The sequence below is a fragment of the uncultured Shewanella sp. genome (genome assembly GCF_947491715.1).
Classification (GTDB): Bacteria; Pseudomonadota; Gammaproteobacteria; order Enterobacterales; family Shewanellaceae; genus Shewanella.
Window position 1 is genome coordinate 95,247 of sequence record NZ_CANLKR010000019.1, and the last position, 14,090, is coordinate 109,336.

Consider the following 14,090-nt stretch of genomic DNA (forward strand, 5'->3'; position numbering starts at 1 on the left):
TATCAGTGTCGCTTATTCGACGTTTATCTCACCTTTCTTTTGTACCAACGTACATGACCCATATTGATCAAACAAACCAATAGAAGCAAGCCCACAAATAACAATACCGATCGCACAACAGAGTGTGCACTTCCATCATACTGATAACTGCCAAAATCAATGGCCAATGCCACAATACACAAGCGAATAGCCGTCACTAAAGAGGCCGCAATTCCCGTGAGCTCAGCACAAGCCTGCATAGATTGGGTAAAAAAGATCCCAACAGAACACCCCGCACCAACAGAAAATAGGCACATCACCGCGGTCAAATAAAACGGTGAATTCAATTGAGCCTCCGTTAATAAATGAAACAGCAGCGCTGATGCAAGCACCACCAGCAGACCCGTATATTTCAACCTTTCCATACCCCACTTATCGATCATACGGCCATTATTGATACTGACGAGCACAAATGTCCCTAGTATTGCCATTTGAAAATAGGGAAAACGTGACTGACTCACACTGAGTTCATTAACAAACAACAAAGACATGTTAGACACAAACACCAAATAAGCGGCCAAGATCAAACTGGTCGCTAACGTGTTGTACCAAAAAGCCGCTGTCGACAATACCTTTTTATAATCGCTGAGTACTCGTAAAGGTTGTAATTTTTTTCTATTAGGCACAGTTAATGATTCAGGCAAAAATAACCAACACTTCAACGCCGACACCAACACTAATACAGCAATAAACACAAAGCTTGCCTGGTAGCCCCAATTGACATTTATCCACCCTCCTATTAATGGCGCTAATGCAATAAGACTCACCACCAAGGTATTGAGATCGCTCACCACTTTGGCAGCTTGCTCGGCTTCAAACAAATCAAAAATCATCGCCGTGCCGACAATCATGCACGCGGCGCTTCCTAAACCTTGGAGTAACCGAAACCACAATAACTGTTCAATACTTAGCGCAAAAATGCAGCCAATACTCGCAACAGCAAACAAAGCAAAACCCCACATCAAAATAGGTTTACGTCCGAAGTGATCCGATAATGGGCCATAGAGTAACGAACCAATACACACGCCAATAAAATTAAAACTTAAGATCCGCTGTACCATCACCTCATTGGTATTCAGTGCATGTAAAATATCTGGAAAAGCAGGCAAATAAATATCGGTTTCCATTGCTGCAGCAAGAAAAATAAAAATCATAATGACGCGAAAACCTTTTCCTTCATGAGAAAAAGAACACTTGAAACGACTCAACATAAATATTCCAACAAAAAAGAGACCTCACCTCATCGAAAGTGCCAAGGTTCAAATGGTAACTTTCAAAGGGTTTAGTCATGAACAACTAAAAATGACAATAAGACAATGCACAGCAATAGGCTGGGTCAAAATCACAACAGACGCAGTGAATATCCAATTTCATTCAAAAAAGAAGTGAGGCTAGCTCAAAGAATGCCGCAGAAGGAGAGGAACAACTGACAATTTTTCAACATTCCCACTATTCAAACTGAACAGTAAACCAACAAGTTAACATAAATACCTTTGACACTTCAAGGTGGAAAATCCAGCTGTGATAAAAAACCTCTACATCGATCTGGCATGACACAAAAGGCCATCAGTATTTCTGCCATAAATTGCCGATATTTAGCTGGTATAAAAAATGAGTAATGCTAATCTTGCTCCCTATAAAAATGATCGTTCAATAAAGGGAGCATTACACCAATGAAGCAATTTGCTGTAGATGGTCACCAGATGGCTTATCAAGATGTTGGGCAAGGACCTGTTATTTTATTGGGTCACAGCTTTTTATGGGACAGCAATATGTGGGCGCCACAAATCGCGGTACTCAGTCAGAATTATCGTTGTATCGTGCCCGATTTTTGGGGGCACGGACAATCACAATCTGCACCAGACAACACCCAAACGCTCAAAGATTATGCCCAGCAGCTACTGGCATTAATGGATCATCTTGATATCGAGCAATTTGTCATTGTCGGGCTATCAGTCGGTGGCATGTGGGGCACAGAACTCACCACCTTAGCGCCAAGCCGAGTACAAGCGTTAGTGTTAATGGACACCTTTGTGGGATTAGAGCCTGAAATCACTCATCAAAAATACATGCACATGCTCGATACCATAGCTCAACTCAAAGCAGTACCTCAGCCGATTGTTGACGCCGTGAGCCCCTTATTTTTTGCCAACAATGCCCATAAAGATTCGCCGAAACTGGTGGAAAACTTTAAACAGCATCTATCGAGTCTTGAAGGTGAACGCGCTGTGCAAGTGGCGCGAATGGGTAAAATCGTCTTTAATCGACGCGATCAAATGGATGACCTTGCCAACTTTGCTCTTCCAGTACTCATCGCCGTCGGCCAAGAAGATAATCCGCGTCCCGTGCTTGAGTCTTATCTGATGCAAGACAGCATCACTGGCGCCCAGCTTATTCAAATTCCCAATGCGGGGCATATCTCTAATCTAGAACAACCTCAATTTGTGACAGAGATGCTATGCACCTTTTTGGCTAAGGTGTATGCCTAGATGATTGCCATCATCAATTCAGCATAAAAATAATCCAAAACAGGAAGGGTTTCTAGCATTCAAAAATAAAGCTTAGAAACCTTTGTCTATTATCTATTGATTTAATTAACTTTATAGCTTGTATTTGATCGATTAGCATTATTGATATCTATCACTTGCAGTGTGCTTTTGTGCAAATGCCTCTGTAGCACGCTGTAAACCCATCCATGGGCGCTCTACGACTTCAAATAACATCCGTATTAAAAAGCCAATTCGGCATCCCAGCCTCTCGCACATAAAGATTATCGTTATAATCTTCGCCTTGAAGCCGAAGGCATACAGATGCATTTACACCGTAATTTAAAAGCAAACGCAAAAAAAACAGTGTGTCTCTTCGATTTATATTTAAGTTACGATATTAACCCTGCCTCTTAGTCATAGAAGTTACCTTGTAACCTTCGCCCTCCAACAACCACCTGATTGCTACCATTAAAAATACTTATTGTTTGAATTAATTTGGAATTATGGACATAATGTGCGCGATTTATGGCAATAAGGAAATTGTATATAATGAAATACAGTGTTTTAATTTTTAGCTTAACATTGGGGGGCTGTGTCAGTTACCACAGTCCTATTCCTAAAGGTTATGCAGGCCCAATTACAACAATAGATGATAGCTTTACCATCCAAAGTTCAAGAACGGCAGATATGTTTTATATTGAAAAAATCAATAATAAAAATGTTTATAATGCTGCTAGAGCGAGTAGTGGGGCATCAACGGGGAAAAATGGATTACTTATAACCCGAGGTTATACTCATCGATTACCTGCAGCGGAAACCACTTTATTCTTGTCGGGTGCAACAATGCATGGCGCACCAATTGGTTATATTTTAAATGCAGGATCAAACTATACTGTCCAGGGAGAAGTGATATTTAAACCTGAAGCTGATAAACACTACTTAGTCTCTGGTGAATTAACCCAAGAACGTTCAAGTGTCTGGATAGAAGATATGCATGGTAACATTGTTTCGGATGTCGTGTTACTTGAAGAAGATCAGAAAGAATCAAGCATTGTTGCTGCCAAGGATGTTGAAAGAAAAATAAATAAGCCTCACACTCCCTTAGACATCGCTCAGCAAACAAAATTTACACTATTCTCGCAAATTAGTGGAGGAGAGAGCCTTGCTTTAGTACTCTCAAAAATTGGAGAACCTGATTCAACTTTGTATGATAGTGGAAATTTCTTCAGCCAGCGTCCAAGTCACATCGACTATATTTATGATGGATTAGGTAAAATCAGGTTTACGACTTTTAAAAAGCAAGCACAAAATGTATTAAAAGTTCTGCCTGAGCTTAGTCGAGATCCAGAATTGATAACGACTCAATTAAACGTTACGGGAATGCGTTTACAATATATTGCTAAAGAATATTATAAAAGTAACCAATTATCTGAAATAGAATTAGATAAAATAGCCGATACCATTTGGAAAAATCGGCATACTGAAGATAGTAAAACTGAAGACGCCGTAGCTTGGTTAATGAAAGTTATAGGTAAACAGCAGGGCCATCGTTATTATAATTTAATCAGTACCCTAACTAATAAAAAAACTTTTAGTAGTAAGATCAACCGCTACGCAGTTCAAGTAGTAGGTCAGCTCATGCCATCAGGCATTAGTCAGTATCAATTTGCAAACAAGCCATTGCCAGATAATAAGTATTGACTCTGCTTATAAGCTGTTAATATATCTAACACAAAAGTAAGGTAGTGTATGGCTTAAAGCTAAAAATAAACCACTACCTTATAACATGTAATGCAATAGATAACTTATTGAATATAAACCCATTAAAAAATAAACTCAATTTAACGCCAAAAGTCCCCTAGGGTGATCTCGAGTTTGAATAGAGCATAGGCTTCTTCTAACTCTTGGTATTGTAATAGCCCTTTTTCTGTAAAAGAGAGTCGACCGGGGACATCATCAACATTGTTTTTCAAAGTTCCATTTTTCGCCGATTGGATTAAATCAGAAAGTGATCTTAATAATGCCGTTGCCGCATCATCTGTTGCTGAATATTGGATCAACAAACCTTCCAAGTTCTCTGCTAATGACTTTAAATTCGCTCGAGTGATTTCAAGAATGGCCATGTACTTAACTCAAAAAATAGAAAGGTGGCTGTTTGGAAAATGCAGCTCCCCTCCTTTAACCCACTCTTTATTTACAAAAAGGAGTCGAAATGGGAGCTGACGATTTTAACTCGCTGCAAGCAATAGATTAAATCAAAACAAATTAGCCCGATACCGTTACAGATAAACATGAAATCCGCAGCTAATAATAAAAATGTAATCAGCTTCCATTTGAACACTTTTTTGTCAAACACAAAACGACACTACACCACCTCTCCTGCGGCGTAGCCGCTGGACCAAGCCCACTGAAAGTTATACCCGCCCAGCCAACCGCTGACATCGACGACTTCACCGATAAAATAGAGGCCTTTTTGGGCTTTCACTTCCATGGTTTTAGACGACAGCGCATCGGTATTAACGCCGCCTAAAGTGACTTCTGCCGTACGGTAACCTTCGGTGCCATTGGGGTAGATAGTCCACTGGGTAAAATAGTTCAGTAAAAAGGCCTGTTCGACTTTACTGAGCTGATTAATACTCTTTCTGCCCATGACACTCTCATTAGTCACATTATCAGTATCTAACTCTCCCAGCTCTAGCAGTCGCTCAATGAAACGTTTAGGCAGTATGCGACACAGCGCATTTTTTAACGACAACTTGGGTGATGCTTTAATGGTATCTGTTAACCATGCCATGAAATCCAATTCGGGTAGCAAATTAAAACGCACCGTTTGACCCGGTTGCCAATAAGAAGAAATTTGTAAAACCGATGGGCCGCTTAAACCTCTATGGGTAAACAGTAAGGCTTCTTTAAAGCTTTTGCCACACTCACTACTGGCAATCACAGGAAGGGATATTCCCGATAAGCATTCAAATTTGTTTTTATCGGCCACTTGTAACGTAAAAGGTACCAGCGCCGCAGAAGTCGGCAATACCGGCACAGAAAATTGCTCGGCCACTTGATAGCCAAAAGGCGTGGCCCCCAATTTAGGCATGGACAAACCGCCCGTTGCGATCACTAAAGAGCCACAGCTATATTGCCCTTGTGATGTCTGCAACTGATAACCTGAGGCAGTTACCTCAATTGAGGTGATGTCGGTGCGAAGCGATGTCGTTACCCCTGCCCACTCGCACTCTGTTTTGAGCATTTCAACGATTTGTTTGGCGCTATCATCGCAAAATAACTGACCTAAGGTTTTTTCGTGATAATCGATACCGTGGCGTTCCACCATGGCAATGAAGTCCCATTGGGTATAGCGAGCTAATGCGGATTTACAAAAATGCGGGTTTTGACATAAATAAGCCGATGGCTCGATGCCAAGATTCGTGAAATTACAGCGTCCACCTCCGCTGATTAAGATTTTACGTCCAAGTTGTTTAGCATTGTCGAGCAGCAACACATTCCGGCCTCTGTAGCCCGCCGTTAATGCACACATCAGCCCTGCTGCGCCCGCACCTATTACTATTACATCTTGATGTTTCACTTAAACCTTGCCCGACTTTGATATAAAAAAGGATGCTATTGTAGCATCCTTTATTCTTTCTTTACGCCTTTGACGCTAAAACTACTCACTGGTTTTTTTTGTCTCAGATTTTTGCTCCCGACTTAACAAAGCCTTAGCGGCTTCAACGGCAGGCTTATCTTGGTAAAGCACTTGATAAACTTGCTCTACAATGGGCATTTCCACACCAAGACGCTGGGCTAATACGTAAACTTCTTTGGTATTACGGTACCCTTCGACCACTTGACCAATTTCGGCTTGCGCCGTATCCACATCCAACCCTTTACCTAGGGCTAAGCCAAAACGACGATTGCGAGATTGATTGTCGGTACAGGTCAGTACCAAATCACCTAAACCCGCCATGCCCATAAAGGTATCGGCTTGGGCACCAACGGCTTTGCCTAAACGCGATAACTCCACCATTCCTCGAGTGATCATTGCTGTGCGCGCATTAGCGCCAAAGCCTATCCCGTCAGACAAGCCAGCCCCAATGGCCATCACATTTTTCACCGCGCCGCCCAATTGTAGGCCAATAAAATCATCATTGGCATACACACGTAAACGCTTTGAACAATGCAGCAACTGGATCAAATCTTGAGTAAAGGTTTTATCGGTTCCCGCAATCGAAATGGCGGTAGGTAAACCCGCTGCCAGCTCTTTGGCGAACGTAGGTCCCGATAATACCGCAAGCGGGTAATCTTCACCTATCACGTCACGAGCGACATCTTGCAATAATCGTCCCGTTTCAGGCTCTAATCCTTTTGTTGCCCAAACAATACGACTATCAGCACGTAATAAATCTTTCGCTTGACTTAACACACTACCGAACACATGACTGGGCACCACGACCAGTATATTTTTAGACGCGGCTAATGCTGTTTTTAAGTCAGATTCAAGTTGTAAGCAATCAGGAAAAGGAATATCAGGTAAGGCATTTTGATGGCAACGTTGAGCTTGTAACTGCTCAACATGTTGAGGATTATGGCCCCAAAGCAGGGTGTTATTGCCATTATTGGCTAAAGAAATAGCAAGGGCGGTGCCATAAGACCCCGCCCCTAATACCGTTATATCGGCAGTCTTTTTCATATAGCCAATTACGCGTTAGCTTCTGCTGCTTGCTGTGATTGTGCTTCTTGCTGTTGTTGCATGTGCTGTGCAAATAATGCGTCAAAGTTCACAGGCGCTAGGTTCAGCTGTGGGAAAGTACCACGACCCACTAAGCTACCCACTGTTTCTCTTGCATAAGGGAACAGTACGTTAGGGCAATAAGCACCTAAAGAGTGAGCAAGTTGTGGCTCAGTAAGACCCGTAATGGAGAAGATACCTGCTTGCTGAACTTCACATAAGAAAGCCGTTTCATCAACGTTTTTAGCCGTCACAGTCAAAGACAGTACCACTTCGTACACGTCATCAGCTAACTTTTCAGTGCGAGTATCAAGATCTAGTTTAACTTCTGGAGACCATTCTTTTTGAAAAACAGCTGGGCTGTTTGGCGTTTCAAAAGAAATATCTTTCGTGTAAATACGTTGAATATTAAATTGTGGTCCAGTTTGTTCGTTGCTTGCTACTTCTTCAGCCATAGTATCCTACCAATCAGTTAATTAAGAGCCTTAAACTTAAGCCAAATCAATTAAGCCTAACTTGAGTTCTATTGAGGTCTCATTTCAGGGTTTTCACACTGACTCTTATTTGAGCGGGTGTTTCATCCCATATTGTTAATTTTAAGTCCAACACCTTGATATTCAATGTTTAAACAAATAAGTGTTAGCCATTTTATTTTTACTCATCATAAAAGCCATATCACTTTAATCAATAAATTAATCAAAAAGCAATACGTGCAGATAACTTCTTACTTACTTTTTACTTTTCGACACAGGTAAATTACTTGATTGCCACTCACCCATACCACCCGTTAAGTTATAAACCTGCTCAAAACCGTTTTTAACTAACAACTGAGCCGCTTGGGAAGAGGTCATTCCTGCGCTACATACTAATATAATGGGACTGGCTTTAAACTTTTCAAGAGCTGTTGTTTTATTATTTTTGATATCGGCTAGCGGAACGTTAATTGCGTCAACAATGTGACCTTTTTTAAAGTCAGCTTTTGCTCTAACATCAACAACTTGAGCACTTTCTTTGTTCATTAGCAATACTGCTTGTTGATGTTTAATATTCTTTACTTTAGAAACGCTGCTCTTAAATGTCACGACGACCAATCCAACGAACAAACCAATCCAAGCCAAGCTGAGCATAGGATTAGCTTTTAAAAATTCAATATATTCTTGCATTATTCACTGCCTACTAATTTTGGCCTTTAGATTAATTGAGCCGCAGTATAACCTCAAACCACCTGATAATGCGAGTTTCAGCATGAGAAGGAAAAAACACTTTTACTGTGTTTATTCACTAAGCCTATAAGCTCAATCGAGGTAAAGCGCTTTATACGCGCCCACGCTCGTAGTAAACTGAGTGCAATTTCAAACTTATCATTCTTAACCTAATAAGCCTCAACTAGACTTGGTAAGCAGTGGCAAGGGTAAGCCAATAACGGTCCGAAAAATAATCAAACACCTTCTTTGTGTTTCTTTTTTATTTGGGATCAATGGTTGCACCCAATACCATGTGATTTTACCCACAAAAAGACTCGTTGCCTTCATTAGGAACAACATTAGAGGTACCACCATGACAACGCGCAAACGCCCTCTGGCATTGCTTATTTTAGACGGTTGGGGTTATCGAGAAAACACCGATAACAATGCCGTATATCATGCCAACACGCCTGTATTAGATAAGCTCAACGCACAATACCCTAATAGTTTAATTTCAGGCTCAGGCATCGATGTGGGGTTACCCGATGGACAAATGGGTAATTCTGAAGTGGGCCATATCAATATTGGCTCAGGGCGCATTGTCTATCAAGAATTAACGCGAATAAGCAAAGCCATTGAAGAGGGTCAATTTGATACCAACCCAGCGCTAGTAGCAGCTATAGATGATGCCATTGCCAAAAAGGGCGCGGTACACCTCATGGGGTTATTATCGCCAGGTGGCGTACACAGCCATGAAGACCATATTGAAGCCATGTGCCGTTTAGCGGTAAAACGTGGAGCGAAAGAAGTCTATTTACACGCCTTTTTAGATGGCCGTGATACACCTCCTCGCAGTGCCAAAAAGAGCTTAGTACATTTCGAAGCACTCTTTGATGAATTGGGTACTGGCCAAGTCGCCTCTATCATCGGCCGCTATTACGCCATGGATAGAGACAATCGCTGGGATCGCGTCTCGCAAGCTTATGAATTGATTACTCAAGGTAAAGGCTTATTTCATTATGATAACGCCGCAGAAGCATTAGATGCAGCCTATGATCGCGATGAAAATGATGAATTTGTTAAAGCGTCAACCATTGCTAGCCCTACGGGTAATCAAATTGAACTGACAAATAATGATTCACTGATCTTTATGAATTTCAGAGCTGATAGAGCACGCCAAATTACTCGTAGTTTTGTTGAATCAACTTTTGATGGTTTTGAGCGAGTAGTTACCCCTAAAGCCCATTTTGTAATGCTAACAGAATACGCCGCAGACATTTCCGCTCCTATTGCCTATCCCGCTACCAAATTAGTTAACACATTAGGCGAAGCGCTTCAAAATGAGCATAAAACACAACTCAGGATCTCTGAAACTGAAAAATATGCCCATGTCACCTTCTTCTTTAATGGTGGAATAGAACAACCCTTTGAAGGAGAAGAGCGCATTTTAATCCCTTCACCTAAGGTTGCGACATATGACTTACAACCAGAAATGAATTCAACCTTGCTCACCGATAAGTTGGTTGAAGCCATTGAAGCCGATAAATTTGATGTCATCATTTGTAATTACCCAAATGGAGACATGGTCGGTCATACGGGCAACTTTGATGCTGCGGTAAAAGCGTGTGAAGCTGTCGATACCTGTATTGGTCGCGTTGTCGATGCCCTTGAAAAAGTCGGTGGTGAATGTTTGATCACCGCCGATCATGGTAATGCAGAACAAATGACTGACAGCCAAACAGGCCAAGCACACACGGCTCATACCAGTGAGCTTGTCCCGCTTATTTATTTTGGTCGACCAGCCAAAATAGAAAAAGGTGGAAAATTGAGTGATTTAGCTCCAACTATGTTAACATTGATGGGACAAGCCGTTCCTCAAGAAATGACGGGGCGTTCTATCATCAAACTCGATGAGTAAATGAATCACAGTGAATAAAAGCCTTACCATACAAGCCAGCCTATTAGCTGGCTTGCTAATACTAACCTCTCCGCTGCAAGCCAATGATCTGCAGCAGCGTCAATCTGAGTTGAAATCGATCACGTCTGAGATTAATAAGCAGGCTTCCACTGTTAAAGCGACCTACAAACAGCGAGAACAATTACTGGGATTATTGAAAAAAGACGAAAAGGCCATCGCCTCTGTCGCCAAAAAGGTCAATCAAACGCAGCATGCTTTAAAGGAGCTCGAGACCGAAATTGATAAGCTCAATGTGCGAAAGCAAGCCCTCAATGATTCAAAAAAAGCACAACAAGACGTCCTGTCTAAACAATTAACCAGTGCTTATCTCGCAGGCAATTATGATTACAGTAAAATGTTACTGAATCAACAGTCACCAGCCAGTATTGAGCGTATGCTCACCTATTACCAGTATTTAAATAATGCTCGAATAGACTCGATTAAAGCTTTGCAAAAAACGTTATCTGAACTTGACGATATTGAACGAGAACAAGAACAACGCCAAACCCAGTTAAGCGGCCTAATATTAGAACAAAATACCCTTGCTGAAACACTCAAAAAAGAACAAGCCCAGCGTAAGGGCACATTAAGCCAGTTACAAAGCACACTCAATACCCATGGTGCAAAACTTGAGCAGCTTCAAATAGAGCAAGCCAGCTTAAAACACTTAGTCGATCGCACATTAGCCATGATGAAAAATGACTCTGCTATGGCTGGGTTAAAAAGCAATCGAACATTAAAATGGCCTACATCAGGGCGTATTAAAACTGCATTCGGTAACAGTCGTTCGGGAAAAATAAAATGGAAAGGAGTCACCATCTCTGCTCCTGAGGGACGAAGTGTTGCCGCCATCGCCTCGGGTAAAGTCATTTATGCCGATTGGCTAAGGGGTTTTGGTATGGTTCTGGTCATCGATCATGGCAAAGGCTATATGAGCCTTTATGGCTATGCGCAAGCCTTATTAAAAGAAGCTGGCGATAAAGTACAACAAGGTGACACCATTGCCCTCGTCGGTCGTTCAGGTGGACAGAGCGAGCCTAGCCTATACTTTGAAGTAAGGTATAAGGGACAAGCCGTCGATCCTGCAAGGTATTGCACACGATAAAGCTTTTTTCCCTTTCTATAGCAAGGGGTTAAAATGAAGTCACTTTTCCGTTATATGAGCTGTATCGCCATAGGTTTAACACTCGGCCTGTCCATTACACTGTTAGAAAAAAGCCATTCTCAAGAATATAGTTTCCGCACACATTATCCACTTCTTCTTGAGGTTATGGACACAATACAAACCTATTATGTCGAACCCATTAATGAAGATGTGCTAATGCAAGCTGCCATAAAAGGCGTTTTTGACGAGCTTGACGCTTACTCAGGCCTATTAGATAAACAAGATTTTCAAAATATTAAAGACAGTAATAATGGTGAATACTTTGGCTTTGGCATAGAAATCGCTATTGAAGATGACAAAATCACTATTATCACGCCTTTTGCCCATTCTCCCGCGGCCCAAGCAGGGATCCAACCAGGGGATCAAATTATCCGTCTCAATAAACAAACCGTAACCTCAGATAAACTTAATGCGCTCTTAAGCGAAATGAAGCAACACAGTAAAGATAAAAAAGCCATTGATATTATGCTCACAAGAGCCAGTACTCAGAAAAATTATTCCGTCACATTAAAACCCAGCATGATTAAAATCACCTCAGTGAAAGCCCAATTGCTCGATGACCACATTGGTTATATTCGCTTATACAATTTTCAAGAAAACTCAACTCAAGAAATCACCAATCAGCTGTTCAAGTGGCAAGCTATTCCTCTACAAGGGATCATTCTGGATTTACGTAATAACCCCGGCGGCTTACTGGATCAAGCGGTCAGCATCGCAGATATCTTTTTAGACAAAGGACGTATCGTGTCTACACAAGGGCGTTATTTTGATGCAAACTCAGACTACTATGCCTCATCGAAAAGTATGCATAACACTGTACCTTTACTCGTCATCATCAATAAAGGCTCGGCATCTGCTTCAGAAGTACTCGCTGCTGCGCTACAAGACAACCAGAGGGCAAAATTAATAGGACAAACCAGTTATGGCAAAGGCACAGTGCAGAGTTTAATCCCAACCCTCATAGAAGGTCATGCGATTAAACTGACCATAGCCAATTACACAACACCAAAGGGTAAAAGTATTAATCAAATGGGAATAGAGCCCGACATTGAAATTGCATTAGAAAAAAATGAAATGAACCAAGCTGGTTCTCTACTCACCCATACCGACATCCAAAAAGATACATTGCTCGACACTGCTGTGAATTGGTTCAATCAACCAACGCCTTAAGCTGTTGCTGCCTCAAGGTCACTGATCAACCAAATAGCTTCATCTTTTGTATTTCCGCAAACATCTTTTGTTGCGGCAAACAGATGACAAACCTCAGGGCGCTCTGGCAAGCCAAACAATTTGCAGAGGTTATCTTCATTGAGCTGAATACAACGGACCCCAGCAGGCTTGCCTTCAAGCATACCAGGAATAGGCGTTGTGATGGATGGCGCAATACAACAAGCGCCGCAACCTAAACGACAATCCATAAACTGAGACCTAATAGATAAAAAACACCGATATTATTGCATAGCTTTTATGGACCCCCTAATTATACCCAAGAGTACAGGGAGTATTATCAACCAGAATTACTATTTAGCTTCACATGAAAAGAAACATGCTTCGCATGCGCTATCGATTTCCCCATGTTCGAGTGGTCATTTCCAAAAAGCACACAAAAAAGAGTGGCGCCTGTCATGGGTCATTGATATGCATCCTGCATCAATGGCATTCCCAATATCCTATAGATCACCCGCTTTGAACAAGCTCTCCGCGTTAAAGCACATGGATGTGGAGAACGTAGAAAATGTCTGGAACTATTTTCTATCAATGGGCGCAAAGCTACGCTTCGCCAACAACGCCCATTTCACCCTACGACTGCCAAGGTGAATATGACAACGTCATAGGCCTACGAACGAGAAGCATGGATGCTGAACTGGCTTTTTTATACCAATCTGCACTCAAATATGATCTAATATAGTACGATTTCATTTCGCTTTTAAATATGTCAAATTATTCAGCAGAACAACTTGTTGCCTTATCTAAGTCTGAAAAAGACGCACGAATGAGAATTCGCTTATTGGCCATTGCACGCTTTTTGGAAACGCATAATCGTGCTTTAGTTGCTCGCCAACTAAAGCTCAGTCGAACCAGTGTTAATGCTTGGGTTAAAACCTACCTTTCACAAGATATCGATGCATTAAAAAGTGATATGTCTAATCAAAATGCGAGTAAAATGACCCATGCACAAAAGCAAAAGTTATATAGCTATATCGATGCTGTCAGTCGATCAGAAGAAGGCGGGCGACTTATAGGCAAGGATATTCAACGTTATATTCAAGCTGAATTTGGTATTGAATATCACTTGGATCATGTATACAAAATATTGAAAGGCATCGGATTGAGTTGGATCACGAGTCGTTCAAAACACCCTAAACAATCAGAAAAAATTCAGGAAGAGTTTAAAAAAACTCCTAATAAAAACGATCGATAAGATCCCTGGGCACCTTCCGTTAGATCGCGTTGATATTTGGTTTCAGGATGAAGCCCGCTTTGGTCAACAAAATACAACAACAAGGCTCTGGGCAGCAACAGGTACAAG

At 41.5% G+C, this 14,090-nt stretch carries 14 protein-coding genes; 7 read left to right on the forward strand and 7 right to left on the reverse strand.

All coding sequences use genetic code 11. The annotated features are described in order from the left end of the window. Positions 1–23: 23 nt before the first annotated feature. Positions 24–1,250, reverse strand: coding sequence for a multidrug effflux MFS transporter (locus Q0779_RS13985; RefSeq protein WP_298773435.1), 1,227 nt, complete (start codon positions 1,248–1,250; stop codon positions 24–26). Positions 1,251–1,712: 462 nt separating this feature from the next. Between Q0779_RS13985 and Q0779_RS13990 the strand changes: the two genes are divergently transcribed. Beyond that, positions 1,713–2,528 (forward strand): alpha/beta fold hydrolase, encoded by an 816-nt coding sequence (locus Q0779_RS13990; RefSeq protein ID WP_298773436.1) that lies wholly within the window; start codon positions 1,713–1,715, stop codon positions 2,526–2,528. 549 nt (positions 2,529–3,077) lie between these two features. Beyond that, positions 3,078–4,229, forward strand: coding sequence for a hypothetical protein (locus Q0779_RS13995; RefSeq protein ID WP_298773437.1), 1,152 nt, complete (start codon positions 3,078–3,080; stop codon positions 4,227–4,229). A 140-nt stretch (positions 4,230–4,369) separates the two neighbouring features. Here Q0779_RS13995 and Q0779_RS14000 read toward each other — a convergent pair whose 3' ends face one another. The 5 genes from Q0779_RS14000 to Q0779_RS14020 all read right to left on the reverse strand — a co-directional run bounded on the left by Q0779_RS14000 (position 4,370) and on the right by Q0779_RS14020 (position 8,417). Then, positions 4,370–4,651 carry a hypothetical protein gene (locus tag Q0779_RS14000; RefSeq protein ID WP_298773438.1) on the reverse strand — a complete coding sequence of 94 codons (282 nt, stop codon included), beginning with the start codon at positions 4,649–4,651 and terminating at the stop codon, positions 4,370–4,372. 242 nt (positions 4,652–4,893) lie between these two features. Continuing rightward, the gene (locus tag Q0779_RS14005) at positions 4,894–6,111 is read right to left on the reverse strand and encodes an NAD(P)/FAD-dependent oxidoreductase (protein ID WP_298773440.1); all 1,218 of its coding nucleotides are present in this window, start codon (positions 6,109–6,111) and stop codon (positions 4,894–4,896) included. Between the two features lie 81 nt (positions 6,112–6,192). Then, entirely contained in the window at positions 6,193–7,215 is a 1,023-nt protein-coding gene (gpsA, locus tag Q0779_RS14010; RefSeq protein ID WP_298773442.1) for an NAD(P)H-dependent glycerol-3-phosphate dehydrogenase, read from the reverse strand. Between the two features lie 8 nt (positions 7,216–7,223). Then, a complete protein-coding gene (secB, locus tag Q0779_RS14015; RefSeq protein ID WP_298773443.1) occupies positions 7,224–7,709 on the reverse strand; it encodes a protein-export chaperone SecB in 486 nt (161 codons plus the stop codon). A gap of 273 nt (positions 7,710–7,982) precedes the next feature. Further along, on the reverse strand, positions 7,983–8,417 hold the full coding sequence (locus tag Q0779_RS14020) for a rhodanese-like domain-containing protein (protein ID WP_298773445.1): 435 nt from the start codon (positions 8,415–8,417) through the stop codon (positions 7,983–7,985). A gap of 394 nt (positions 8,418–8,811) precedes the next feature. On the opposite strand from Q0779_RS14020, the gene gpmM reads away from it, so the two are divergent. The 3 genes from gpmM to Q0779_RS14035 are packed head-to-tail and all read left to right on the forward strand — an operon-like array spanning position 8,812 to position 12,730. Further along, the gene (gene gpmM / locus Q0779_RS14025; RefSeq protein WP_298773447.1) at positions 8,812–10,356 is read left to right on the forward strand and encodes a 2,3-bisphosphoglycerate-independent phosphoglycerate mutase; all 1,545 of its coding nucleotides are present in this window, start codon (positions 8,812–8,814) and stop codon (positions 10,354–10,356) included. A 10-nt stretch (positions 10,357–10,366) separates the two neighbouring features. After that, positions 10,367–11,500, forward strand: coding sequence for a peptidoglycan DD-metalloendopeptidase family protein (locus Q0779_RS14030; protein ID WP_298773449.1), 1,134 nt, complete (start codon positions 10,367–10,369; stop codon positions 11,498–11,500). Between the two features lie 33 nt (positions 11,501–11,533). Further along, positions 11,534–12,730: a S41 family peptidase gene (locus Q0779_RS14035; RefSeq protein WP_298773451.1), complete on the forward strand. Its 1,197-nt coding sequence runs from the start codon at positions 11,534–11,536 to the stop codon at positions 12,728–12,730. On the opposite strand, the gene Q0779_RS14040 is transcribed toward Q0779_RS14035, so the two are convergent. Further along, positions 12,727–12,978, reverse strand: a complete 252-nt coding sequence (locus Q0779_RS14040) for a YkgJ family cysteine cluster protein (protein WP_298773452.1) — start codon at positions 12,976–12,978, stop codon at positions 12,727–12,729. The genes Q0779_RS14035 and Q0779_RS14040 overlap by 4 nt on opposite strands. 317 nt (positions 12,979–13,295) lie before the next feature. Between Q0779_RS14040 and Q0779_RS14045 the strand changes: the two genes are divergently transcribed. Both Q0779_RS14045 and Q0779_RS14050 read left to right on the forward strand, forming a co-directional pair. Then, the gene (locus Q0779_RS14045; RefSeq protein ID WP_298773454.1) at positions 13,296–13,469 is read left to right on the forward strand and encodes a hypothetical protein; all 174 of its coding nucleotides are present in this window, start codon (positions 13,296–13,298) and stop codon (positions 13,467–13,469) included. Positions 13,470–13,493: 24 nt separating this feature from the next. Then, positions 13,494–13,982 carry a winged helix-turn-helix domain-containing protein gene (locus Q0779_RS14050; RefSeq protein WP_298773456.1) on the forward strand — a complete coding sequence of 163 codons (489 nt, stop codon included), beginning with the start codon at positions 13,494–13,496 and terminating at the stop codon, positions 13,980–13,982. The last annotated feature ends 108 nt before the right edge of the window (positions 13,983–14,090 follow it).